The following is a 24,224-nucleotide window of genomic DNA, read 5'->3' as shown; positions in this document are numbered from 1 at the left end:
GCCGGATCGGCCGCCGCCCAGGTCGAGCGCGGAGCAGGAGGGGTCAGGCGGCCGGGCCTCGCACGCTGCGGAAGACGAGACCCGGCCACTCCCTATTGGAACATGCCAATGCGCGAATTTCGCCGCAATATCCGTGAATTCCGGACATACCATTTTGCGAGATTCACCGCGACACTCCCTGAGCTCGGCGTTCCGGGCGAGAGTCGCGGCGGCATGCCGGGAGTCCCGCGGATCGCCGCCGGGCGGAGCGGGCGAGCCACGGTCCAAGGAGGGGCGCCTACCGCGCCAGGTTCCCGGCCAGGAGCTCGATCAGGGGCTCCCGCCGTACGCACTGGGTGAGCGCGAAGGAGTCGGCGAGGGCCACGAGCTCGTCGTCGGACAGGCCGCGGAAGAGCTCCGCGTACTCCGGCAGCAGGGCCTGGGCGATGAGGATGTGCCGCAGGAGATCGTCGATCTGGTAGCGGGCGCCCCAGGGGTAGGGGTCCCAGGTCGGGAACTCCCGCTCCATCAGGCGGTGCAGCGGCGCGAGGTCGGTCGCGGCCTCCTCCATGGTCGAGCCCCACCGGTCGGCGCCGAGCCGCTTCTTCTTGGCGATGAACGGCCCGAACCTGTCCATGTACGGCCCGGAGGCGTAGACGAGGCCCTGGAGGCCGACGTCCTTGTACGTCCACAGCGACCACCCGGCCTCCTGCGCGTCGTAGATCTCGAGCTGGTCGCGCAGGATCTGGCACCGCTGGGCGTCGATCTCGGGGTCGCCCGTGTAGACGGGGCCGAACTCGCCGACCCACACCGGCGTGCCGGTCTCCCGCTGGAAGGCGGTCCGCCGCTCGAAGGCGCGTTCCAGCTCGGCGCGGTCGCACCACTCGCCGCGCGTGTAGCCGGGGTACGGCCCGCCGTGCGCGAACCCGGCCAGCGCGTAGTCGTGGCAGACGAACACCGTGTTCTCGTACACCTCCCGAAATATCGAGAAGTCGGTGGAGTAACGGTTCCCGTCGAGGAAGAGCACGTGCGCCGGGTCCACCGCGCGCACCGCCTTGACCAGGCGGTCGTAGAACGGCCCGACCACGCGCCCCTCGACGTCCCCGGGCTCGTTGACGGGGTTGTAGCCCGCGACCCACGGGTGGTCCTTGTATCGGTCCGCGATCGCCTCCCACATGTGGACCGCGCGGTCCTGGAAGTGCCGGTGGTGCCAGAAGGAGGCGACATGGGTGGGGTTGTCGGAGTGCCAGTGCTGGTTCTGGGCGCCGGGGAGGGTATGCATGTCGATCACGGAGTAGATGCCCCGGTCGCCGAGCAGGCCGATGACACGGTCCAGATGGCGGAAGCCGTGTTCGACGATCTCCATCGGGCGGTCATCGGATTCGAAATGCCGGTAGTTGACCGGGATGCGCACGCAGTTGACCCCGAGATCCGCCAGCAGGTCCGCGTCGGCGGCGGCGAAGAACGCGGTGAGCAGCCGGTCGAAGAACAGTTCGTAGCGCTCCTCCCCCAGCACCTCGCGCACCGCGGCCCGCATCGAAGACTCGTTCGCCGGGTAGCCGGTGATGAAGTTCTCCATGTTCATCCAGCCCCCGAGGCCCACTCCGCGCAGCCGCACGGGGGCGCCGTCGGCGGTGACGAGGCGGGATCCGGACACACGCAGGGTCATCACAACTCCTTCTCAAAAGCACCGGGACGCGGCCCGGCGGTCATAGTGTTCGGCCGAACGTGAAGGGTCATCCCTTGCTGGCACCAGCGGTGAGCCCGCCGATGAGCTGGCGTTCGGCGACGCCGTAGAAGGCCAGTGCCGGCACCATCGCGAGCACGATGTACGCGAGGACCTTGGCGGTGTCCGAGACGTACTGGCCGGAGAACTGCTGGACCCCGAGCGGGACGGTCCACCAGTTGGGGTCGGTGAAGATCACCAACGGGAGGAAGAAGTTGTTCCAGCTCGCGACGATCGCGAGCACGGACACCGTGGCCAGCGCGGGCCGCGCCATCGGCAGCAGGATCCGCCAGAAGAAGCCGAAGGCGGTGCATCCGTCGATGGTCGCCGCCTCCTCGACCTCCCTCGGGATCGTCCGGAAGAAGGAGCGCAGGATGATGATCGTCATCGGCAGCCCGAAGGCGGCCTGCGGCAGGATCACCCCGAGCGGGTTGTCCAGCAGCCCCATGGTCCGCACCAGCACGAACAGCGGCAGGATCGCCACCGTGAACGGGAACATCAGCCCGACCGTGAACAGCGTGTACAGCGCCTCCCTGCCGCGGAACGCGAAGCGGGCGAAGACGAAGGCCGCCATGGCCGACAGGCCCACGACGACGAGCGTCGTGGCCAGCGCGATGAAGACGCTGTTGAGGATCTGCCGCCAGAACACGCCCGACGCGAGCACGTCCGTGTAGTTCTCCGGAGCCCACGGGGACGGCAGGCCGAACGGGTTCGTGGAGAGCTGCGCGGTGTCCTTGAACCCGCCGACGAGCGCGAAGAGCAGCGGCACGACAACGAACGCGCCGAGCACCACGACGAGGGTCTGGAGCGAGACGGAACGAAGGAGGACGCCCGATCGCCGGGCCTGGGTACGGTGGGTGTTCATCGCTGGTCCCGCATGGTGGTGATCGCTCCTTCGGTGTCGCGGCGCAGGACGTACCGCTGGTAGCCCAGCGCGAAGATCAGGCTGATCAGGAACATGACGACGCTGATCGCGGTGCCGTAGCCGACCTGGGACCGCTTGAAGCCGAACTGGAACATCGTGACGGCCATGGTCTCGGAGGAGTGGATCGGACCTCCGCTGGTCAGGACCCACACCAGGTCAAAGAGCTGGATCGCGCCGATGACCGACAGGAAGACGCTGATGCGGATCGTCGGCCCGAGCAGCGGCAGGGTGATGTAACGGAACTGCTCCCACGCGCTCGCCCCGTCGATGGAGGCCGCCTCGCCCAGTTCCTTCGGGATGCCCTGCCGGCCGGCGAGGTAGAGGATCATGTGGAAGCCGAAGTACTTCCAGGTCATGACGATGAAGACGGACACGAGGACGGTGGACGGGTTACCGAGCCACTCCGACTCCAGCGACTCCAGCCCGACGGTGCCCAGGATCTGGTTCGCCAGCCCCTCGTCCGGCGACAGGATCATGGTGAACAGGACGCCGGTGATCACCTCGGACAGCATGTACGGCGCGAAGAACAGCATCCGGTAGACCGCGCGCCCGCGCATCTTCTGGTTGAGCAGCATCGCGATGCCGAGCGCCAGCGGGAGCTGGATCGTGACCGACAGGACGATCAGGATCAGGCCCCGCCACAGGTCGCCGAGGAAGACCTCGTCGCCGAACATCCGGGTGAAGTTGTCCAGCCCGATGAACTGGGTGGGCAGGCCGCCGAGGCCGTTCCACTTGAACAGGCTGGTGTAACCGGCGACGGCGATCGGCACCAGCACCAGGAGGGTGAAGAGCACCAGCGCCGGGAGCAGGAACAGGGTGATCGCCACCAGGCCGCGGAACCGCCGGCGGCGGGCCTCCGGAGGCGCCTGCGCGCGCGCCGTACGGGGATGGGCCGCGGGGCTCTCCGATCGCTCGCCCGTCAGGGCCGGGGGTGTCACGTCGCTTCGCTCCGTCCGTCGTCTCTTGGGTCCGTGCCGGGCGCGCGGGCCGGGCGAGGTCGTCGCCCGGCCCGCACTCCCGGGTGGGCTTATTCGGACTTGGCCGTCTCGGTGATGGCCTGCGCGACCTCCTCGGGGCTCTTGGAGCCCGCGATGAGCGCCGCCACGCTGTCGTTGACCTCCTGGCCCACGGCGGGCGGGTAGGCCTGGTCGAGGTAGAGCTGGAACCCGGTCGCGGAGGCGAGCGTCTTGGCGACGACGGCGAGGTTCGGGTCCTTGACCGCGTCCTCCTCGTCCTTGAGCACGGGCAGGATCGCGCCGGACTCCACCACCTTGCGGTGCTGGGCCGGGTCGTGGAGGAACTTCAGGAAGTCGAGCGCCTCGGCCGGGGCGTTCGCGCCGACCGCGTAGCCGCCGCCACCGCCGAAGGCGTCGGTCGCCGAACCCTTGCCGCCCTCGACAGCGGGGAAGGGGAAGAAGCCGAGGTTCTCACCGAGCCCCTTGCCCGCGTCGTTCTCGACGGCCGGGGCCCACTGGCCCATCAGCTCCATCGCGGCCTTGCCGTTGCTCACGGTGGCCGCCTGGCCGTCGGGGGTCGAGTAGCCCGCGCCGAGGAAGCCCTTCTGGAACGGCTGGAGGTCGACGAGCTGCTTGAGGTGCTCGCCCGCCGACACGAACTCCGGCTTGGTGAAGTCGTGGTCGGCGCCCGCCTGCTTGAGCGCGTCCAGGCCGGCGATGCGCATGGCGAGGTAGGCCCAGTAGTAGTGGCCTGGCCACTTCTCCTTGCCGGCGAGGGCGATCGGCGTGACGCCCGCGGTCTTGAGTTTCTTGACGTCGTCCAGGAACTGGCTCCACGTGCCCGGCGGCTCGGTGATGCCCGCCTTGGCGAACAGCGCCTTGTTGTACCAGAAGCCGACCATGCCGATGTCGTCCGGGATCGCGTACGTCTTGCCGTCGAACTGGTACGCCTGCAGGGAGGCCGGGGTGAAGTTGCCGATCCAGGACGCGGTGTCGGCGGAGAGGTCCTTCACCAGCCCCGCGTCGATCTGCTGCTGGAGGACGCCGCCGCCCCAGGTCGCGTAGATGTCGGGCGCCTTCCCCGACTGGGTCGCGGTAGCGATCTTGGCCTTGAACGCCTCGTTCTCGATGGGGACGTTCTTGATCGTCACGTTGGGGTGGGCCGCCTCGTACGCCTTGGCCTGCTCGGCGAGGAGGGACTTCCACGGCTCGGTGGTGGCGATGTTCCACCACTCGACGGTGACCTTCTCGGACGCGGTCTTGTCCGCCGCTCCGTCGCCGCCCTGGCTGGAGCAGCCCGCCAGGACGAGCGCGGCCGTCGCGAACAAGACCACACCTCGTCGCGTCAACGACATGTCAGTGCTTCCCTTCCTTATCTCCGGACCCGTGCGGAGCCCGAGTGAAAGTTTCAGGTGCACCCCCGAATATTTCGTGACCCGGAGAATAGGTAGATCGCGCGTTACGCGTCAATAGTCTCTGTGGGAGCGATCCCATAGCGCGGAATGCCGCCGGAGGCGCATCCGAAAGTTTTCGGCTACTCTGTCGTCCATGCCAGCGAAGAGACGGGTGACGATCGCCCTGATAGCCAAGGAGGCCGGAGTCTCCGTCCCCACTGTCTCGAAGGTGATCAACGGCCGGCCCGAGGTGGCGTCCGAGACCAGGCAGCGGGTCGAGCGCCTCCTCCACAAGCACGGCTACCAGCGCAGGACCGGCCACGGTGACGGGCCGGTCGGCCTCGTCGACCTGGTCTTCGCCGAGGTCGAGAGCCCGTGGGCGATGGAGCTGATCCGCGGCGCCGAGACCGCGGCGCGCGAGACGGAGGCGAGCGTGGTCGTCTCCGTGCTGCACACCAAGACCGGCCCCGGCCGCGACTGGATCGACCGCATCGCGGCCCGCCGCACCGACGGCGCGATCATCGTCGGGTCGCACCTGTCCACGCGCCAGCAGGGGCAGCTCAACGCCCGTGCCATCCCGTTCGTGGTGGTGGACCCGGACGGCGAGCCCGCCCCCGGCATGACGTCGGTGGGCGCCACCAACTGGCACGGCGGGCTGGCCGCGACCCGGCACCTGCTCGAACTCGGCCACACCAGGATCGGCATGATCGGGGGCCCGCCCGACATGCTCTGCAGCCGGGCCCGCATCGACGGATACCGGGCCGGGCTCGAGACCGCGGGCCTCGCCGTCGACCCCGAGCTGATCAGGAACGGCGACTTCCTCGTCGGCTCCGGCCGGGACCAGGGGCACGCGCTGCTGTCGCTGCCCGACCCGCCGACCGCGATCTTCGCGGGCTGCGACATGCAGGCGTTCGGCGTCTTCGAGGCGGCCAGGCAGCGCGGCCTGCGAGTGCCGGAAGACCTGTCCGTGGTCGGCTTCGACGACCTCCCCCTCGCCCGTTCCGCCTGGCCGCCGCTGACCACCGTCCGCCAGCCGCTCCAGGAGATGGCCGCGCTCGCCGCCCGGATGGTCCTCGCCATCGGCAGGGGCGAGGTGCCCGAGCCGCGCCGGGTTGAGCTGGCCACCGATCTGGTCGTCAGGGAGAGCACCGCGCCTCCGCGCGTCGCGTGACCGGCCCTTCCGTCGGGCGGCTCATACCCGATGACCTCTTCAAGGTCCGTACGAGTCGCCCGGCGCGCTAGGGTTTCTCGCGAAATGTCCAGGTGGACGAGACGGAGCGGACGGTTGCGGGGTTGGCGTGGAGCGGCCGTCACGGCGCTCATGGCGGCGATCGTTACGGTTCTCATCGGCGGCCCCCGCACGGCGTACGCCGCCGAGCGGGCCGCGGGGACCGAGGAGCGGCCGTGCCCGGTCGCGGTTCCCGCGGGCACGACCTGCGGATACCTGCTCGTGCCCGAGCGGCGTGACGTGCCGGGCAGCAGGACGATCCGGGTGGGCTATGCCGTCCACCGATCGACCTCACCGCAGCGCCGGCCCGACCCCGTGGCGTACTCCAGCGGCGGCCCCGGGTCGCCGTCACTGCGGCTCGCCGGCTTCCTGACGCAGATGTTCCCGGACCGGGACGTGGTCGTCATCGAGCAGCGGGGCAGCCGCTACTCGGAGCCCTCGCTGGCCTGCCCGGAGGTGGTCGGCGGCCTGATCGAGACGCTGAAGACGCCCACGGCGACGACGGAGGAGACCGCTCCCGTCCTGCAGGGCGCGCTGACCTGCCAGAGCCGTTACCAGGCCGAGGGGATCGACCTGCGCGGCTACCGCACCGAGGAGATCGCCGCCGACGTGGCCGACCTGCGCGCGGCGCTCGGCTACGAGCAGTGGAACCTGATGGGCGTCAGCTACTCCACCCGCTCGATGGCGGAGGCCGCCGCCAAGGACCCGCGCGGCACCCGCGCCCTGGTGCTCGACTCGTTCCTCCCCGCCCAGGTCAACTGGTACGACACGGCCGCGCCCGACCTGCGGGCGACGCTGGCCAAGCTGGGCGCGGCGGGCCGGTTCGACGAGATGCTGGCCCGGTACAACGCCGCCCCGGCCGCGTTCCAGACCACGGACCCGCTGACCCGCAAGCGGATCGGCGTGCGGCTGACCGGCGACGACATCGCGACGATTCTCGGGGAGGCCATGCGGGAGACGGAGTTCCTCCCGCTGGTGCCCGCGCTCGTGGACGCGCTCGCGGACGGCAGGAAGGAACTGCTCCGGCCGGTCGTCGACGCGGCGGGCGACGCGCTGACCTCGCACGACTGGGGCCTGTACTACGCGGTCCAGTGCCAGGACGAGGTCCCGTTCAACACGTTCGCCGCCGCTGCCGGACCGCGGCTGTTCACCGGCGCCGCGGACGCCGCCGTGTGCGCCGGCTGGCACCTGCCCCGCAGCTCGGACGAGGCCGGGGCCGTCGAGGCGCCGACCCTGGTCCTCGGCGGGCAGTACGACCCGACCACGCCGCCGGAGAGTGCGCGGGCGGCCGCGGGCGACATCCCCTCCGCCCGGTTCGCCGAGTTCGCGGGCGTCGGGCATGGGGTGTTCCTGGCGAGCGAGTGCGGACGCCGGACGATCTCCGCGTTCCTCGACGCCCCCGCCTCGGCCGCCTCCGGCTCCGCGACCGCGACCGGCTCCGGTTCCGGTTCCGGTTCCGCGGGAGCGGTGTGCGATCCGGGCGCGGGCGCCTCCGCCCCGGTCCGGCCGGGTGACCTGCACCTGACGGCCGCGCCGTACCGGATCTCGCAGTCGCCGGCGCTGATCGCCCCGTTCGCGGTCTTCGTGCTCGTGGCGGCGGCGCAGGTCGTGGCCGGGCTCGTCACGCTGGTGCGCCGCCGAGGCGGTGCCATGCGCGTGCTGGCCGGCCTGGCCGGGCTCGCCTTCGCCGGTCTGACCGCGCTGAGCGTCACCGGCGTGCCGAACGACATCGTGTTCGCCATCGGCCTTCCTCCGGCGATCGCCTGGTACGGCCTGCTCGCGGCGGCCGCCACGGTGTTGTCGATCACGGCCGCCTTCCGGCTGCGCGCCGCCTCGGCCGACATCGTCCCCGTGATGACCGGTCTCGTCTTCATCACCTGGATGTACGGCTGGGCGCTCGCCTGACCCACCGCCGACGGCGGGCCACGTAAGCACTGCGGCCAGAACGCGAGCATGAGCGCCGGAACCGCGCTGATCGTGCCGGCGATCGTGACCAGGAGCTTCCGCCTGCCCAGCCGGTCGGAGAGCATCCCGACGAGCACGGAGGTCAGTACCACGGCCGCGGTGTAGATCAGGATCAGCAGGAACAGGCCGTCGCTCGCCCTCTCCCCGGGAAACAGCCGCTCGTAGCCGACCGCGTCGGTGCTGCGTGGACAAGAACAGCAACCCGAGGCAGCCGAGCAGCGCGCCGAGCAGTGTCCACGGGTGCCGCCGCCCGAACCTGCTCGCCGTACGGTCCGACAGCGCGCCGGCGATCGGGTTGGCGACCAGGGCGGCCGCCGCGCCGAGCCCGGGGAACCCTGTTTTGATTCGCGAACACCGAGCGTGGGCGGATCACGCTCATGCACACTGTGCCGGTGAGCGCTGAAAGAGCCGGTCCCCGCGGGGCGTCGCCCTCGATGCCGGTCGCCGAGATGGGTCCGCTCGTGCGCGAGCAGCACGCGCCGCTCGCCGGCGGTGAGCGCGCGCAGGATCCTGGCGGAGACCACGATCCTGCCGTTCCTTCTCCTGATGCCGGGCACGGGCCGGGCGGAACCGCGGGTGGGCCACGAGAGAGCCGTCCCATGAAGATCCGCTACCTCATCATGAACGCCTACGGGGTCGGCGGCACCATCCGGACCGTGATCAACCAGGCGAACGCGATGGCCGCGCGGCACGACGTCGAGCTGGTCAGCGTCTTCCGCACCCGCCGCACGCCCGCGTTCCATGTCGACCCGCGCGTCCGGCTGCGCGTGCTGGCCGACCGGGGCGGGTCTCGGTGGCGGCACCCACTCCGCACCGTGCTGGCCCGCCGGCCGAGCCGCCTCATCCCGCCGGCCGAGACGCGGTACGCCACCTTCAACCGGTACAGCGACGTGCGGATCGCCCGTTACCTGCGTTCGCTCCACGGCGGCGTATTGGTGACCACGCGGCCGGCACTCAACCTGATGGCCGCGCGCTTCGCCCCGGACGATGTCGTTCGAGTGGCGCAGGAGCACATGCACTTCGACTCGCACAAGCCCGAACTCGCCGCCGAGATCACCCGGTGGTACCCCGGACTGGACGCCGTCGTCGTGCTCACCCAGGCGGACGCCGCCCGGTACGCGGCCGCCCTGGACGGGACCGGCACCGAACCGGTGGTCATCCCGAACGCGCTGACTCCTGGAGATCGGCGCCCCGCCGACCTGGCCGGCCGGATCGTGATCGCCGCGGGCCGGCTGACCCGGCAGAAAGGGTTCGACCTGCTCATCAAGGCGTTCGCCGTGGTCGCCGACGCGCATCCCGACTGGCAACTGCGCATCTACGGCGACGGCAGGGAGCGGGCGAGGCTCCAGCACCTGATCCACGGGCTGCACCTGGACAACCATGTCTTCCTGATGGGCGGCACCACGGCGCTCGAGGAGGAGTTCGCCAAGGGCGCTGTCTTCGTGCTCAGCTCCCGGTTCGAAGGGTTCGGCATGGTCCTCGTCGAGGCGATGGCCCATGGGCTGCCGGTCGTCGCCTTCGACTGTCCCCACGGCCCGGGCGAGATCGTCACCCACGGGACGGACGGCCTGCTCGTCCCGCCCCGCGACGTCTCCGGGCTGGTCACGGCGATCGGCCGTCTCGTCGCCGACGAGCCCCTCCGACACCGGCTCGGCTCCGCCGCCCGAGCCACGGCGGCCCGCTACGAGATGGACGACATCCGCCTCCGCTGGGAGCGGCTCTTCGCCACGCTCGCGGCGGCGCGGAGCGAGCGGGCCCCCGCGCCATGGCCGGAGGCCGCCGAGCTCGGATGATCACATCGGAACTTTTGCACTTTCTCCGAGGGCGGCGCCGCAGGCGATGCGGGCTCCGGCGGGCCCGGCGGGAGCCGTACCGGTGCCGGACAGGTGGGACCATGTCTGGGTCAGGAAGCATCCAATGGAAGGTCATCATCGGTGAGGCGGCTACTCACGGTCCTGCTGCTCGCCTGCGCTGCCCTGCTGGGCGTCGCGGCGCCGGCCCAGGCGCACAACGTGCTGGTCGGCAGCGATCCCAAGGACGGCGCCAAGGTCTCCACCGCGCCAGAGCGGATCACGCTGAACTTCGACCAGCCCGTACGCCGGGACTTCGCGCGCATCGCGGTCACCGGTCCCGACGGGGCCGACTACACGCGGGGTGAGATCACGACGAAGGGGAATGACGCCTCGGTCGGCCTGGCGCCGCTCGGCCCGGCCGGCGCGTACGTGATCGGCTATCGCGTCGTGTCGAACGACGGCCACCCGGTCACCGGGACGATCACCTTCACCTTGACCGGGGCCGGACCGGCCGCCGGGCAGTCCTCCCCGTCTGCCGAGCCCGCGCCGTCCCCCTCCGCGGCCTCGACTCCGGCGGCGGGTGGCGACCCGCTGCCCCCGGCCGCCGGAGGGGAGCCGGGCTCGGCCGCCTCGGCCGCCGACCTCGCCGCGCAGAGCTCGTCCGGGGGCTGGGTGTGGGGTCTGCTCGTCGCCGCCGCCGCGCTGCTCGCCCTGTCCGCGTACGTGCTCGTCCGGCACGACCGCAGGCTGCGAGGCGCGGCGTGACCGCGACCGGAGCCACCGAGAGCCCGCAGAGCACCGCGACCCCGGGAAGCGCGGAGGCCCCCGAGAGCACCGTGGAAACGGTGGGCACGAGGCCGGTGGCCCGCCCCAGGCTGGCCGTCGCCGCGTTCACCCTCGCGGGGCTGCTCGCGGCGCTGGTCTCGACCTGGCTGACCCTCCCCAGGGTCGCGCAGGGCATCGTGATGCCCAGCCCCCTGGTCGACTTCGGGCTGCCCGTCATGCGGCTGATCCTGGACGTGGCCGCGACCGCGACCGTCGGGCTCAGCCTGCTGCCCAAGCTGCTCGGCTTCGGCGATCCGGAGCGCACCGAGCCGATCGCCTCGCGGGCGCGGCACTGGGCGGTGCTGTCGGCACTGGTGTGGGCCGCGTCCGCGCTCGTGTCCACCGTGCTGAGCGCGGCCGAGCTGAACCCCGGTCAGGCGCCCGACGTGGCCGAGTACGTCGAGCGGATCGGCTCCGGCCAGGGCCTGATCGTGAGCGCGTCCAGCGCGATGGTCAGCGCCGCCGTCGGCATGTTGGCGGTCAGGTTCGGCGAGAAGGTCCCGGCCGAGTTCCGCGTGCTGGTAGCGGCGTTCGGCCTGCTGCCGCTGCCGGTGACCGGCCACGCCTCCAACTGGTACTGGCACGACCTGAGCATGGTCTCGATGGAGCTGCACGTCATCGGCTCCGCCGCGTGGGTCGGGGGCCTGCTCGCGCTGGCCGTGCTGCTCGCGGGCGACCGCGACCTGCTCGCGGCGACGCTGCCGCGTTTCTCCCGGCTGGCGACGGTGGCGCTGCTCGTGGTCGGCCTCACCGGCCTCTTCAACGGGGTCGTCGAGCTGCTGCTGACGCCGGGCCAGGAGTTCCCGCTCTCGCTGGTGACCACCGGCTACGGCCGGCTCGTCGTCGCGAAGATCCTGTTCGTGGGGGCGGTGGCGCTGCTCGGGGGCAACATCCGCTGGCGGCTGCTGCCCGCGATCAGCCGGCGGGCCCCGACGGCGTTCGCCGCCTGGGTGGCGTTCGAACTCGCCGTCATGGGCCTCGCCTACGGCGTGGCGGTGGCGCTGACCCGCGCGCCCGTCGCCTGATCTCGATCGCCGTCGCGCAGGCGGTACTTCCGCGTGGCGAACTCGGCGGCGAGCCAGACGGCGAGGAGAAGACCGCCCGCGAGCGGCCACGAGTCCACCGGGTACGGCGGCGCCGCGAGATAGTGGCCCTGCACCGCGAGGCCGCCGTAGACGCCCGCCGTGGCCAGGGCGGCGCCGAGCACGGGCCGGACCAGGCGGGCGGCCATCGTGTCACCCAGCGGGAGGCAGCCCATGAAGGCGAGGTCCACGCCGACCGCGGCGAGCACGAAGAAGAACGGGACGGCCGAGGCCGGGAAGCCCATCCCGACGAAGAGCGGCCAGACCAGCGCGCGGTAGGCGACGTACGCGCCCGCGACGGCCGTGGCCGTCCACGCCCGCCCGACCATGAGGCGGGCGATGACCAGGATCAGCACGCCCGCCACGCCGGCCCACAGCGGGTAGAGCAGGTCGGGCACCGGCAGCGAGAACTTGACGAGCATCTCCCGGTCCACCGCGCGGCCGAGCTGGTTGGCGGCGAACGCCAGCAGGCTCGGCTCCGCGTACGGGTCGCCGCGGTCCCAGGAGGCGATCTCCAGCACGCCGTACTCCTGCTGCTGGGCGGCGAAGTGCAGGTTCTCCAGGAAGAAGGCGAACAGCGCGCCGAGGACGAGGGTGCGCCGCCGTTCGGCCCGCGCGTCGCCGCGCGGCGCGCCGAGCCACCACCCCCGGGTCACCCCGGCGATCATCAGGCCGCTGCCGATGAACAGCAGCGCGTGCGAGGGACTCCACGCGGTGATGTCGAGGCCGTTGACGCGGTGGTTGATCAGGTCGAGCGGGATCGCGATGAGGAAGACGCCCGTGCCCCACACGATCAGCTTGGAGGCCAGGCGGTCGACGCCGTAACCGGTGTACCAGTGGACGATGGTCAGCCCGACGGCGATGACCGTGCCGACCGTGTTGAGCAGGTGCGGCGGGGCCAGGTCGTCGCGCAGCCAGCGGAAGTGCCACGAGACGTCCCAGGACGCCCCCAGCACCTTCAGGACGAACGCCGTCAGCCAGCCGAGGTAGAGGACCCGGAACAGTTCCGCCGGAGTCTCCCGGCCGGCCTCCCCTCTGGTCCAGTACGGGAGGGCCCAGTCGAGGATCCGATGAGGTGTTTGCCTGAGCGTTCCAATCACGCGCGAAATGATGCCGTCCGCTCACCCGCTACGCAATCGGGGACAACCCGGATACCTCCAGGATATGCGGCCGGTGGCCCCTGATTCGGCGGCCCCTGATTCGGCGGCGTCGAGCCCCCGTCACGACCGACGACTGGATCGTGCTGTCTCAGCCGGTTCTCAGGAGGTCTGAGTAGGCTCCGGGGCATGACGTTTCGGGGTGGGCGGCGCGCCCTTGCCGCACTGGTGGCGCTCGCGCTGGTGGCCGTGGGCGGCCTCACCTGGTACCTGTGGCCGTCCGAGCCCCTGGTACGCGGGCAGGACGTGGCCATCTCCGTCGTGGACGGCCCCGCCGACGACCAGCACGTGACACTGGACGCCGCCTTCTTCCCGCCCGCCACCGGCGGCCGGGCCCCGGCCGTGCTCCTCGCCCACGGCTTCGGCGGCAGCAAGGACGACCTGCGGGACGAGGCGTCCCGGCTGGCCGGGCGCGGCTATGCCGTACTGACCTGGTCAGCCCGCGGTTTCGGGCGCTCCACCGGCGAGATCGCGCTGAACTCGCCGGACTACGAAGTGAAGGACGTGCGGGCGCTGGTCGACTGGCTCGCCCGCCGCCCCGAGGTGCGGCTCGACGCGGACGGCGACCCCCGGGTGGGCATCGCGGGCGGCTCGTACGGCGGGGCGATCGCCCTGATGGCCGCCGCCTACGACACCAGGATCGACGCCATCGTGCCGCAGATCACCTGGTACGACCTGGCCGACGCGCTCTTCCCCGAGTCCACCGGGCGGGGCCCCGAGCACGGCGTGTTCAAGAAGATGTGGGCCGGCCTCTTCTTCAGCTCGAGCGGCAGCGCGCTGTCCGGCGGCGCGCCGGGCGGTCTGGCCGCCCTGGCCGGCGGCGGCTCGGGCGCGACCGCGGCGCAGGGGGCCTCCCGGCAGGCCCAGTGCGGCCGCTTCCTGGCCGAGATCTGCGACATGTACCTGACCGTCGCGGAGACCGGCCGGGCCACGCCCGAGGCGGTGAAGCTGCTGCGCGCGTCGAGCCCGGTGTCGGTGCCCGGCCGGATCAAGATCCCGACCCTGCTGATCCAGGGGCAGCGCGACTCGCTGTTCCCGCTGGGACACGCGGACGCCAACGCCCGGGCGATCGCCGCGACCGGCGCGCCCGTGGAGGTGGCCTGGATCAGCGGCGGGCACGACGGCGGCGGTTCCGACATCGACACCGAATGGGTCGAGGAGCGCACCACGGCCTGGCTCGACCGCTGGCTCAAGGAGTCGCCCGTCCCCGGCGTGCAGGCCGGCCGGACCACCTCCACCTCCACCTCCACCTCCACCTCCACCGGCACCGGCACCGGCGCCACGGGCTTCACGGTGTCGCGCGACGGCGGCCGGGACCCCGGCACCCGCCGCTCCCTCGTGGTCCACGCGAGCGCGCCCTCGTACCCCGGTCTGGGCGGCGCCTCGCGGACCGAGGTGCCGGTCGTCGGCCCGGTGCAGGAGATCGCGAACCCGCCCGGCGGCTCCCCGGCGTCCGTCTCGATCGTGCCGGGGATGAGCCTGCTCGGCGGCGGGAGCGCCAACCCCGGCGTCTCCGTGGACATCCCCGGGCAGGCCGCGATGTTCGAGTCCGCGCCGCTCGCCACGCCGGTCCACGTCACCGGCGCCCCCACCCTCCGGATCAAGGTGTACGGCACGGGCGAGGTCACCCTGTTCGCCAAGCTCTACGACGCGAGCGGCGGACGGCTCGCCGTGCTGCCGTCGAGCCTGGTGGCGCCCTTGCGCGTCACGGCGTCGGAGTCCGGCGCGGACGCGACCGTCACGCTCCCCGCGATCGACCGGCGCTTCGACGCGGGCCACCGGCTGCGGGTCGTGCTGACGACCACCGACATGGGGTACGCCACGCCGTCCGCGCCCGCCGCGTACCGGGTGGGCCTCGCCGGCGGGACCGTCTCGCTCCCCGGCGACGCGTCGCTGGTCACGCCCGCGACGGGACCGGCCTGGTGGACGTGGGCCGGCCCGCTGGCCGCGATCGTGGTCGCGGCGGCGCTTCTCCTCGCCGGCCGCCGCCGTACGGCTCCCGCCGACGCGCGCGAGGACGGCGACGGCGCTCCGCTGCGGATCACCGGGCTGACCAAGCGCTACCGCAACGGCGAGAAGGCGGTGGACGACCTCTCCTTCCAGGTGGAGAAGGGCCAGGTCCTGGGTCTTCTCGGGCCGAACGGCGCGGGCAAGACCACCACGATGCGGATGATGATGGGGCTGATCCACCCGGACGAGGGCGAGATCCACATCTTCGGCCGCCGGGTCGTCCCGGGCGCGCCGGTCCTGTCGCGGCTCGGATCGTTCGTGGAGGGGCCCGGGTTCCTCCCGCACCTCACCGGGCGGGCCAACCTGGAGCTCTACTGGCAGGCCACGGGACGCCCCGCCGCGGACGCCCACATGGACGAGGCGCTGGAGATCGCCGGGCTCGGGGCTGCGCTGGAACGGGCGGTGCGCACCTACTCGCAGGGGATGCGCCAGCGGCTGGCGATCGCCCAGGCGATGCTCGGCCTGCCCGACCTGCTCGTGCTCGACGAGCCCACTAACGGGCTGGACCCGCCGCAGATCGCCGAGATGCGCGCCGTGCTCAAGGCGTACGCCGAGGGAGGCCGCACGGTCATCGTCTCCAGCCACCTGCTCGCCGAGGTCGAGCAGGCGTGTACGCACGTGGTGGTCATGCGGCGCGGCCGGCTCGTCTTCCAGGGACCCGTCGCCGAGCTGCTCGCCACCGGCTCCCCCTCGGACGGCCCCGGCCCCCGGCTGGAGGACGTCTTCCTGGACCTGATCGGAGAGGCACGTTGAGCCTGAAGGGAGGGCTCGGATGAGCCTGAACGGTGACGGGGCCGCACCGGCCGCCCGCTCCGGGGCGTCCGCCCAGGAGGACACGCCCGCGGCCTCGGCCGGCGGTGTCATGACCTCTCCGGGCGGGTCTCCGGCGTCCTCGACGCGGCCCTCGGGGGCGGCTCCGGGGTACGCGCCGGGCCGGACGCTGTCGCTGCGGGTGGAGTTCGTCCGCCAGTTCCGGCGCCGCAGGACGATGGCGATGTTCGGGCTGCTGCTCGCGCTCCCGTGGGTCCTGGTGGTGGCGTTCCAGTTCGGCCCGGGACCCGGAGGCGGGCAGGGCGGCGGCATGCGGCTGTCCGACCTGGCCACCCAGGGAGGGCTGAACTTCGCCGCCTTCGCCCTGTCGGTCTCCGCGAACTTCCTGCTGGTCGTCGCGGTGGCGCTGTTCTGCGGGGACACGGTGGCGAGCGAGGCGAACTGGTCGTCGCTGCGCTACCTGCTCGCCGCCCCGGTGCCGCGTGACCGGCTGCTGCGTCAGAAGCTCGTCGTCGCGATGGCGTACTCGGCCGCCGCGGTGACCGTGCTGCCGCTGATGGCGCTGCTCGCGGGCACGGTCGCCTTCGGCTGGAACGACATCCAGGTGCCGGGCACCGGCGAGACGATCCCGGCCGGGGACGTGCTGCCGAGGTTCGCCGTCGTGGTGGCCTACGCGCTGGTGAGCCAGCTCGTCGTGGCGGCCGTCGCGTTCCTGCTGTCGGTCGGCACGGACTCGCCCCTCGGCGCGGTCGGCGGCGCGGTCGGGCTGGTGATCGTGAGCAGCATCCTGCAGGCGGTGGAGGCCCTGGGCTCCATCCGCGAGTTCCTGCCCACGTTCTGGAACAACGCCTGGACCGACGCCCTCGCCCCCGACCCCGACTACAGCGGGATGATCAAGGGGGTGGCCGTGGCGGTGACGTACTCGGTGATCATTGTCGCGTTCGCCTTCCGGCGGTTCCGGGCCAAGGACGTGGTGTCCTGACCCGCGTGCGAGAGCCCCTAGTACTCCAGTGACACATTGAGATCATGGCTGGGATCTGCGCTGGTAGTGGCATCGGCGGGCGATGGCTTGATGGCGGCGTCGCCAGTGGGACCAATGCAGGATCTCCTCGATCCGATGGTGTCGGGTGAGGGCGAGGGCGGCCAATAGGCGGCGGATCTCGGGCATCGTCAAGGGAAGGTGCTCTTTGTTGCCGTCGGGCTGGGATGCGGCCAGGGCCGCGAGGAAGGCCAGGGCGAGCATTGCCAGAGTGATGTGGCGGTGCCAGCCTTCCCAGCTGCGGACCTGGTAGTGGTCCAGCCCGACCTGGCCTTTGGCGGTCTGGAAGGCTTCTTCGACCGCCCACCGGGTGCCGGCGATGCGCACCAGGGTGAGCAGTGGCGTCGGCCGGGGTGCGTAGCAGCGGTAGAAGGCCAGTTCACCGGTGGTCAGGTTGCGGCGGATCAGCAGCCATCGGTGACCGGGCCGGTGTGTGTCGATGCGTGTCCAGGCCCAGGCGTACCAGCGGTGTCCCTTGGCGCCGTGCCCGGCACTGTAGCGGTGCCAATGCGCATCGGGGACGTGCGCGGCGATCGCGGCAGCCTCCCAGTCGATGCCCTCGCACCTCACCCGTAACGTGCCCGCGATCGCCAGCACATACCCGGCCTGCCGCTCTTCCAGCAGCGCACGCAGGCGCGGGTCCTGGCCATAGACCTCATCACCGGTCACCCAGGGTGCGTCGATCCCGGCGTCCAACGCGGCGGCGATCATATGCGCGGCCAGGGCGGGTTTGGTGGCGAACGCGATCTCGCCCGGCACACCGGCGGATCGGCAGCGACGCTGGTCGGCCAGCCAGGACTGCTCGGGCAGGTAAAGACGGCGATCGATCAATGCCCGCCCGCGTGGGGTGGCATAGGCCAAGAACACGCCGACCTGACTGTTTTCGATCCGGCCTGCCGTACCGGTGTATTGACGTTGCACTCCGGCCGATCGGAAGCCCTTTTTGAGGAAGCCGGTCTCGTCGACGATCAGGACTCCATTGCCGCCGAGGTGTTCGCTCACGTAGTGGCGTACGTCATCGCGTACGGCGTCGGCGTCCCAGCGTGCGGTCCGCAGCAGGCGTTGCATGGTTTGAGGGCCGGTCAGCCCTGCTTGCTCGGCCAGGTTCCAGCAGTTCTTCCGCTCGATGTCGGACAGCAGGCCCCGGATGTAGGCATTCGCTGCGCGGCGCGGCTCGATCCGGCTGAACCGGTGTGCGATCCGCTTCATCAGGTCGTTGAAGGTGACGATCCAGCGGTCAGGGTCTACGCTGGCGGCCACGGCCATCACGCGATCTTCAGGTGTCTTCACAAACTCCGAATGATCACGTGGTGGCCGTTCGCATGCCACCTCAACAGCGAAGATCGCGAAGTGTCACTGGAGTACTAGTCCCAGTGCGGGGGGCGTTCCTCGATCAGTCGCGTGTCGTCGGAATCAGCGTCGCCGCGCCACTCGCCCCAGCCGAGGTCGGTGTCGTCGCTGGTCTGGTCAGGCAACACCGGCAGACCCTCGTCGAAGAGGTCCACCGGCCGCATGTCATCCGGATGCCGCTCAGTCACACGACGATGGTAACCGGCACGGCCGCCGGACGCGGGTCTCGCCCGCACGTCGCCACTGCGCCCCGGGGCGGCAAATCACCGGAATTCCCTACAAAGCACGCTAAGCGGCTATTTCCCGCCAAGACGGGATTCGAAGATCTCCGACCCAAACATTCAACCCCCAGCAAAGGTACGATGCGGAAACAGGTAGCAGGCCGGACGCGACCCCCGTGAGGCGGCATGGCAACGCCATCAGGATGGCGTCGAGAGGGCAACCTGCCCGCGGAGCTGACCAGCTTCGTGGGCCGGACCAGGCTTCTCGCCACCATCAGACAGCGACTGCACGACTCCCGACTGGTCACCGTGACCGGGATCGGAGGTGTGGGCAAGTCCCGCACGGCCCTGCGCATCGCCCACCTGGTGCGCCAGGAGTTCAAGGACGGCGTCTGGTACGCCGATCTCGCGCGGCTGCAGGACTCCGGCATGGTCCAGCACACGATCACCGCGTCGCTGGGCATCGCCGACCAGTCGCACCGGGCGGGCTCCGAGACCCTCGCCGAGTGGCTGGGTGACCGCGAGATCCTGCTCATCCTGGACACGTGCGAGCACCTGGTGGACGCGTGCGCCGAGCTGACGCAGGACCTCCTCTCCAGGGCGCCCAACCTGCGGATCATCGCGACCAGCCGCCGGTCGCTCAACGCCCCCGGCGAGTTCACGGTCGCGGTCCCGCCGCTCGCCGTGCCGGGCGACGACCCCTCGGAGAGCCCGTACACGAACGAGGCGGTGCAGCTCTTCGCCGTGCGGGGCAGCGCGGTCGTGCCCGACTTCGTGGTGGACGAGAGCAACGTGCAGGCCGTGTCCGAGCTGTGCCGGCGGCTCGACGGCATCCCGCTCGCCATCGAGCTGGCCGCCGTGCGGCTGCGCGCGCTGTCGGTCGAGCAGATCCTCGCGCTTCTCGCCGACCGGTTCAGCCTGCTGGCCGGCGCGAGCCGTACGGCGCTGCCCCGGCACCAGACGCTGCGCGCCGCGATCGGCTGGAGCCACGAGCTGTGCGAGCCGGCCGAGCGACTGCTGTGGGCCCGGCTGTCGGTGTTCGCGGGCGACTTCGACCTGGACGCGGCGCGTTACGTCTGCGCCGGAGACGGGCTGGACGCCGCGACCATCCTCAACGTGATCTCCGGCCTGGTCGACAAGTCGATCCTGTTCAGCTTCACCACCCCGGTCGGCCACCGGTACCGGCTGATCGACACGCTCCGGCAGTACGGCGCCGAGTGGCTGGAGAAGCTGGGCGAGACCGAGACGCTGCGCCGCCGCCACCGCGACCACTACCTGGAGCTCGCCCAGCGCGGCGAACACTCCTGGTCGGGTCCCCGGCAGGTGCACTGGTACGTGCGCATGCGGCAGGAGCACGACAACATCCGGGTCGCGCTCGACTACTGCCTCTCCGACCCGATCGAGGCCAAGGTCGGGCTGGAGCTGGTGTCGTCGCTGTGGTTCCTCTGGGTGGCGTGCGGGTTCGCCCGCGAGGGCGCGGTCTATCTGGAGCGGGCGCTCGCGGCGTCCCGGGTGCCGAGCAAGGAACGATGCAAGGCCCTGTGGGTGCTCGCGTACATCCGGAGCGCTCAGGGCGACCTGCCGGGCGCGCTCGCGGCGGCCGAGGAGTGCAGCAACGAGGCGGTGCGGGCCGGCGACTCCGGGGCCGTCATCCTGGCGACCAAGATGCAGGGCACGACCGCCATGCTCCAGGGCGACGCCAAGAAGGCCACGGCTCTGCTCGGCGTGGCCATCGAGTTCCACCGGGGCGGGCGCGAGCTCAACCCGGGTCTGCTGCCCGCGATCGTCGAGCTGTCCATGGTCCTGTTCGCGCAGGGCGACTACGAGGAGGCCGAGGGCCTGCTCGTCGACTGCGTCAAGGTGTGCACCGAGCGCGGCGAGCAGTGGCTGCGGTCCTACGCGTGGTACGCGACGGCGCAGGTCCAGCGGGCCACCGGCCGCCACGGCGAGGCGCTGGAGAGCGGCAAGGCGTCGGTGCGGATCAAGCGCCACTTCCATGACGTCCTCGGCATCGTGCTGTGCGTGGACGTGATGGCCGGGCTCTATCTGGAGATGGGGCGGCCCGAGTACACCGCCCATCTGCTGGGCGCGGCACAGACCAACTGGCGCACCTTCGGGCTGCCGCAGTTCGGGGCGCCGTTCTTCACGAACGAGCACGAGCAGTGCGTCAAGGAGTGCAGGAAGCTCCTCGGCGACGCCGCCTACCAGGACGCGTACGACCGGGGCACGCGGCTCTCGCTGACCGAGCTGATCGAGTACGCGCTGGACGAGTTCGACGAGCCGTCTCTCGCTGACTGACGGCGCGGGCGCGCCGCCCCGCGGTCACAGGGGGCGCGGCGGCCCGGCGACGCGGCCGGCACGATGGGTGCCGGGCACGCACCGCCGGGGCCGACACGGTCTCCGCGCGAGCCGTTCCGGATCCGCCCGAGCCGGGCGGGTCCTCAACCGGACAGCGCCATCACGTAGCGGGAGCTGGTCAGCGAGTAGTCCACGCTGCCGCTGATCCAGCGTTCGAGGCCCTTGACGTACGCGGCGACGCCGGGCGAGCCGAGGGCGTCGAGGCGGGGCCTGAGCGCGACCATCCCGGCGACCGCCTCGTTCCGCATCACGCCGATCAGGTCCATCGCCTCCTGGGTGGAGCACCCCTTGTGCCGGCACAGCACGCTGACGAGGTTGTTGTTGATGTTCGGGCCGGAGCGCTCCTTGGCGTACGAGATGAGGTCGTTGTCCCAGACGACGACGTCGTTCGCGTGCTCGGTGATGGCCCGCACGCCCGGGTGGCGCCACTCGTCGGGGGTCAGGTAGGCGCCGGCGGCCACGTCGATCAGCGCGAAGACCGTGAGCATGGCGCCGGTCCTGCGGCGCATGACGATGTAGTCGTCGAAGGAGGGGACGACGTCGTGCTCCCGGTTGGCCGCCTCCCAGACCTGGGCGAAGAGGTAGTCCTTGGTCATGGACCGCCAGCGGTCGAGCTGGTCGCCGTTCCCGGCGGCGGCGATCCTGGTCTTGATTTCGAGCAGCGACCGGGCGAAGACGTTGCCGACGGGGTCTCCGTCGTCGAGATCGTCGATGACGGAGACGAACAGCGGGAGCGCCCTGGCGATCTCGGCCGCCGACCGGTCCGACTCGCAGAAGGCGTCGTCGAAGGCGAAGAGCCACACGCACCAGTCCGTGACGATCTGGCACAGCTCCCGCACCGCGTACGGGTACGTTCTGGCACCCAGCCACCCGTACCTGGCCGCGCCGTAGCGGGCGAGGTTGTCGGCGCCGTCGATCATTCCGGACGCGGCCAGCCAGGCCAGCGTGTCCCTGTCCACTTCCACGACGTACGGATTGACCTCGCTGGGGAACGGACAGGTCAGCTCGGGGATGCGCAGCGGCGGGCTGTTTTCGGTAAGTGGGGAAGGATTCGGCACGTCCAACAGCATGACTATCGAACCAACAAATGGCTAGGGTCACAGCAAATACCGAAATTTCAGGACCTGCGGCGGTATCGGAGCCCTCTCCCGCCCGCGCGAGCCCGACCGGCTTGGTCGCGAGCTCCTCCAGTTTCGGGTCCGACTTCAAGGGATCCGTTGGCCACCGGGTAGTGTCCACCACACCGACTCGGAATCCATGGGATGTTTCGATGGTTCACCAGAGAAACGTTCATGAGGAAAGGCTGGGAATCAGGTGCTCGACCCGACGGATCTCTACAGGCTCGACGGCGACGCCCCCGAGCTGACCGATCCGGTGCTGCTCTACCACTTCGAGGGCTTCGTGGACGCGGGCGCGGCGGGCCGGCTGGCCGTCGGACACCTGCTCGCCGAACTGGAGCACCGCCTGATCGCCACGTTCGACGTCGACCGGCTGCTCGACTATCGCTCGCGCCGTCCTCCGATGGTCTTCGACGGCGACCACTGGGTCGACTACGACATCCCCGAACTGGCCGTCTATCTCGCCACCGATGTCACCGGCACCCAGTTCCTGATCATGTCCGGCCCCGAGCCCGACCGTGAGTGGGAGCTGTTCACCGAGGCCGTCGGCATGCTGGTGACCCAGCTCCGCGTCGGCAAGCTGGTGACCGTGCACGGCATCCCGATGGGCGTCCCGCACACCCGCCCGCTCGGCCTCACCGCGCACGCCAGCCGTCCCGAGCTGGTCTCCGGGACGACGCCCAGCCCGTTCGGCAAGGTCCAGGTGCCGGGCAGCGCCGCCGCCCTGGTCGAGCTGCGTCTCGGCTCCAAGGGCCACGACGCGCTCGGCTACGCCGTACACGTGCCGCACTACCTCGCCCAGGCGGAGTACCACCAGGCGGCGGTCGTGGCACTCGAAGCGGTCACCCGGGGCACCGGCCTGGTCTTCCCCACCGATGCGCTCCGCGCCGCCGCCGAGAAGACAAACGCCGAGATCGAGGAGCAGATCGAGGGCTCCGACGAACTGGCCGGCGCCATCCGCGGTCTGGAGCAGCAGTTCGACGCGTTCCAGGCGGGCGCCGAACGGGAGAACCTCCTCGCGGAGAACCTCCCGATGCCGACCGGCGACGAGCTGGCCGCCCAGTTCGAGGCGTTCCTGGCCGAGCGCGACGACACCGAGAGCTGAGCCGCCCGGCCGGGCGGCCGGACGGGTCGCGCGCGGCGGGCCAATATCGTTGGACCATGCCCCAGGAGTCTGAGATCCGTGTCGGCCTCGCCGGGTACGGCACGGCCGGAGAGTTCTTCCACGCCCCGCTGATCGCCGCCACGCCCGGCCTCCGGCTGGCCGCGGTGGTCACCGGCGACCCGGAGCGGGCCGCCCGGGTACGGCGGACGCATCCGGGGGCGGACGTTCTCGCCTCGGCCGACGACCTTCCCGGCCGCTGCGACGTGGTGGTGATCGCCTCTCCCAACCGCACGCACGTGCCGCTGGCACGGGCGGCTCTGGAGGCGGGCCTTCCCGTCGTGGTGGACAAGCCGCTCGCCGGGTCCGCCGCCCAGGCGCGCGACCTCGTCCGGCTGGCCGCCGAGCGCGGCCTGATGCTGACCGTGTTCCAGAACCGGCGCTGGGACGGCGACTTCCTGACGATCCGCCGCCTGCTGCCCGAACTCGGCGCGATCCACCGCCTGGAGTCCCGGTTCGAGCGCTGGCGGCCGGTGCCGAAGGGCGGCTGGCGCGAGATGGGCGACGCGGACGAGATCGGGGGCGTGCTGTACGACCTCGGTAGCCACCTCGTCGATCAGGCGCTCCAGCTCCTCGGCCCGGTCTCCGCCGTCTACGCCGAGGCCGACGCGCGCCGTCCCGGGGTCCGCTCCGACGACGACGCGTTCGTCGCGCTGACCCATGTGAGCGGCGCGCGCTCCCATCTCTGGATGAGCGCGGTGGCGGGCCGGCTCGGCCCGCGCTTCCGGGTGCTGGGCTCGCGCGGCGCGTACGTGAAATCGGGCCTGGACCCCCAGGAGGCGTGCCTGCGGGCGGGCGAGCGGCCCGACGGGACAGCACGGGCCGACGGCCCGGCCTGGGGCGTCGAGCCGCCGGACCGGTGGGGAGAGCTCGGCGTCGAGGGCGACAGCCGGGCCGTCCCGACCGAGCCCGGCGCGTACCAGGAGTTCTACGCGGGGGTCGTGGCGTGCCTGCGGGACGGCGCTCCCCCGCCGGTGGACCCGTGCGACGCCGTCGCGTCCCTCGCCGTCCTGGAGGCGGCGCGCCGCTCCGCGGAGAGCGGGTCCACGGTCGCGCTGCCGGCCGTCACCTCTTAGGTCGCGCCGACGCCCCTTGGCGGCGGCGTCGCGCCGGAACCCGCTCGGCGGCTCCCGGGACGACCGCGGCCGTGCCGGGGCGCACGGCC

General features: G+C 71.4%; 18 protein-coding genes. 10 read left to right on the top strand and 8 right to left on the bottom strand.

Annotated elements, in window-relative coordinates; all coding sequences use genetic code 11:
* Nucleotides 1-277: 277 nt before the first annotated feature.
* The 4 genes from ACQP1V_RS11960 to ACQP1V_RS11945 form a co-directional block, all read right to left on the bottom strand.
* Nucleotides 278-1,648 carry a glycoside hydrolase family 5 protein gene (locus tag ACQP1V_RS11960; RefSeq protein ID WP_433422006.1) on the bottom strand — a complete coding sequence of 457 codons (1,371 nt, stop codon included), beginning with the start codon at nucleotides 1,646-1,648 and terminating at the stop codon, nucleotides 278-280.
* A 67-nt stretch (nucleotides 1,649-1,715) separates the two neighbouring features.
* The gene (locus tag ACQP1V_RS11955; RefSeq protein ID WP_433422003.1) at nucleotides 1,716-2,570 is read right to left on the bottom strand and encodes a carbohydrate ABC transporter permease; all 855 of its coding nucleotides are present in this window, start codon (nucleotides 2,568-2,570) and stop codon (nucleotides 1,716-1,718) included.
* Nucleotides 2,567-3,568: a carbohydrate ABC transporter permease gene (locus ACQP1V_RS11950; protein ID WP_433422000.1), complete on the bottom strand. Its 1,002-nt coding sequence runs from the start codon at nucleotides 3,566-3,568 to the stop codon at nucleotides 2,567-2,569. The genes ACQP1V_RS11955 and ACQP1V_RS11950 overlap by 4 nt, the downstream gene beginning before the upstream one ends.
* Nucleotides 3,569-3,657: 89 nt before the next feature.
* Nucleotides 3,658-4,920 (bottom strand): extracellular solute-binding protein, encoded by a 1,263-nt coding sequence (locus tag ACQP1V_RS11945; RefSeq protein WP_245658239.1) that lies wholly within the window; start codon nucleotides 4,918-4,920, stop codon nucleotides 3,658-3,660.
* A gap of 214 nt (nucleotides 4,921-5,134) precedes the next feature.
* Between ACQP1V_RS11945 and ACQP1V_RS11940 the strand changes: the two genes are divergently transcribed.
* The 5 genes from ACQP1V_RS11940 to ACQP1V_RS11920 all read left to right on the top strand — a co-directional run bounded on the left by ACQP1V_RS11940 (nucleotide 5,135) and on the right by ACQP1V_RS11920 (nucleotide 11,816).
* Nucleotides 5,135-6,151, top strand: coding sequence for a LacI family DNA-binding transcriptional regulator (locus tag ACQP1V_RS11940; protein ID WP_067131025.1), 1,017 nt, complete (start codon nucleotides 5,135-5,137; stop codon nucleotides 6,149-6,151).
* Between the two features lie 114 nt (nucleotides 6,152-6,265).
* Complete coding sequence (locus tag ACQP1V_RS11935; protein ID WP_433421997.1) at nucleotides 6,266-8,113, top strand: alpha/beta hydrolase; 1,848 nt, start codon at nucleotides 6,266-6,268, stop codon at nucleotides 8,111-8,113.
* Nucleotides 8,114-8,772: 659 nt separating this feature from the next.
* Nucleotides 8,773-9,966, top strand: a complete 1,194-nt coding sequence (locus tag ACQP1V_RS11930) for a glycosyltransferase family 4 protein (RefSeq protein ID WP_433421994.1) — start codon at nucleotides 8,773-8,775, stop codon at nucleotides 9,964-9,966.
* 141 nt (nucleotides 9,967-10,107) lie between these two features.
* Nucleotides 10,108-10,731: a copper resistance CopC family protein gene (locus ACQP1V_RS11925; protein WP_433421991.1), complete on the top strand. Its 624-nt coding sequence runs from the start codon at nucleotides 10,108-10,110 to the stop codon at nucleotides 10,729-10,731.
* A complete protein-coding gene (locus ACQP1V_RS11920) occupies nucleotides 10,728-11,816 on the top strand; it encodes a copper resistance D family protein (protein ID WP_433421988.1) in 1,089 nt (362 codons plus the stop codon). The genes ACQP1V_RS11925 and ACQP1V_RS11920 overlap by 4 nt, the downstream gene beginning before the upstream one ends.
* On the opposite strand, the gene ACQP1V_RS11915 is transcribed toward ACQP1V_RS11920, so the two are convergent.
* Nucleotides 11,774-12,973 carry a hypothetical protein gene (locus ACQP1V_RS11915; protein WP_433421986.1) on the bottom strand — a complete coding sequence of 400 codons (1,200 nt, stop codon included), beginning with the start codon at nucleotides 12,971-12,973 and terminating at the stop codon, nucleotides 11,774-11,776. The genes ACQP1V_RS11920 and ACQP1V_RS11915 overlap by 43 nt on opposite strands.
* Before the next feature lie 186 nt (nucleotides 12,974-13,159).
* Between ACQP1V_RS11915 and ACQP1V_RS11910 the strand changes: the two genes are divergently transcribed.
* Entirely contained in the window at nucleotides 13,160-15,793 is a 2,634-nt protein-coding gene (locus ACQP1V_RS11910; RefSeq protein ID WP_433421983.1) for an alpha/beta fold hydrolase, read from the top strand.
* Between the two features lie 19 nt (nucleotides 15,794-15,812).
* Entirely contained in the window at nucleotides 15,813-16,793 is a 981-nt protein-coding gene (locus ACQP1V_RS11905) for an ABC transporter permease (protein ID WP_433421981.1), read from the top strand.
* Nucleotides 16,794-16,835: 42 nt separating this feature from the next.
* Here ACQP1V_RS11905 and ACQP1V_RS11900 read toward each other — a convergent pair whose 3' ends face one another.
* Nucleotides 16,836-18,116: an IS701 family transposase gene (locus tag ACQP1V_RS11900; protein WP_433425810.1), complete on the bottom strand. Its 1,281-nt coding sequence runs from the start codon at nucleotides 18,114-18,116 to the stop codon at nucleotides 16,836-16,838.
* Nucleotides 18,117-18,214: 98 nt separating this feature from the next.
* The gene (locus ACQP1V_RS11895; RefSeq protein ID WP_387412502.1) at nucleotides 18,215-18,388 is read right to left on the bottom strand and encodes a hypothetical protein; all 174 of its coding nucleotides are present in this window, start codon (nucleotides 18,386-18,388) and stop codon (nucleotides 18,215-18,217) included.
* 219 nt (nucleotides 18,389-18,607) lie between these two features.
* On the opposite strand from ACQP1V_RS11895, the gene ACQP1V_RS11890 reads away from it, so the two are divergent.
* Entirely contained in the window at nucleotides 18,608-20,719 is a 2,112-nt protein-coding gene (locus ACQP1V_RS11890; RefSeq protein ID WP_433421978.1) for an ATP-binding protein, read from the top strand.
* Between the two features lie 143 nt (nucleotides 20,720-20,862).
* Here the strand turns inward: ACQP1V_RS11890 and ACQP1V_RS11885 are convergent, their stop codons facing one another.
* Nucleotides 20,863-21,837: a 4-epi-cubebol synthase gene (locus ACQP1V_RS11885; protein WP_433421976.1), complete on the bottom strand. Its 975-nt coding sequence runs from the start codon at nucleotides 21,835-21,837 to the stop codon at nucleotides 20,863-20,865.
* A gap of 256 nt (nucleotides 21,838-22,093) precedes the next feature.
* Between ACQP1V_RS11885 and ACQP1V_RS11880 the strand changes: the two genes are divergently transcribed.
* Both ACQP1V_RS11880 and ACQP1V_RS11875 read left to right on the top strand, forming a co-directional pair.
* A complete protein-coding gene (locus ACQP1V_RS11880) occupies nucleotides 22,094-23,002 on the top strand; it encodes a proteasome assembly chaperone family protein (protein ID WP_387412508.1) in 909 nt (302 codons plus the stop codon).
* A gap of 56 nt (nucleotides 23,003-23,058) precedes the next feature.
* On the top strand, nucleotides 23,059-24,135 hold the full coding sequence (locus ACQP1V_RS11875; protein ID WP_433421973.1) for a Gfo/Idh/MocA family oxidoreductase: 1,077 nt from the start codon (nucleotides 23,059-23,061) through the stop codon (nucleotides 24,133-24,135).
* The last annotated feature ends 89 nt before the right edge of the window (nucleotides 24,136-24,224 follow it).

The organism is Microtetraspora malaysiensis (assembly GCF_050947145.1).
Taxonomy (GTDB): Bacteria; Actinomycetota; Actinomycetes; order Streptosporangiales; family Streptosporangiaceae; genus Microtetraspora_A; species Microtetraspora_A malaysiensis.
The sequence above is the reverse complement of the archived record's forward strand: the minus strand, read 5'-3'. Positions and strand labels throughout refer to the sequence as shown.

Excerpts from the sequence above, each read along its gene's own strand:
- ACQP1V_RS11960 (WP_433422006.1), bottom strand. The coding sequence starts at position 1,648 with ATGACCCTGCGTGTGTCCGGATCCCGCCTCGTCACCGCCGACGGCGCC.
- ACQP1V_RS11955 (WP_433422003.1), bottom strand. The coding sequence starts at position 2,570 with ATGAACACCCACCGTACCCAGGCCCGGCGATCGGGCGTCCTCCTTCGT.
- ACQP1V_RS11940 (WP_067131025.1), top strand. The coding sequence starts at position 5,135 with ATGCCAGCGAAGAGACGGGTGACGATCGCCCTGATAGCCAAGGAGGCC.
- ACQP1V_RS11930 (WP_433421994.1), top strand. The coding sequence starts at position 8,773 with ATGAAGATCCGCTACCTCATCATGAACGCCTACGGGGTCGGCGGCACC.
- ACQP1V_RS11910 (WP_433421983.1), top strand. The coding sequence starts at position 13,160 with ATGACGTTTCGGGGTGGGCGGCGCGCCCTTGCCGCACTGGTGGCGCTC.
- ACQP1V_RS11905 (WP_433421981.1), top strand. The coding sequence starts at position 15,813 with ATGAGCCTGAACGGTGACGGGGCCGCACCGGCCGCCCGCTCCGGGGCG.
- ACQP1V_RS11900 (WP_433425810.1), bottom strand. The coding sequence starts at position 18,116 with ATGGCCGTGGCCGCCAGCGTAGACCCTGACCGCTGGATCGTCACCTTC.
- ACQP1V_RS11890 (WP_433421978.1), top strand. The coding sequence starts at position 18,608 with ATGGCAACGCCATCAGGATGGCGTCGAGAGGGCAACCTGCCCGCGGAG.
- ACQP1V_RS11875 (WP_433421973.1), top strand. The coding sequence starts at position 23,059 with ATGCCCCAGGAGTCTGAGATCCGTGTCGGCCTCGCCGGGTACGGCACG.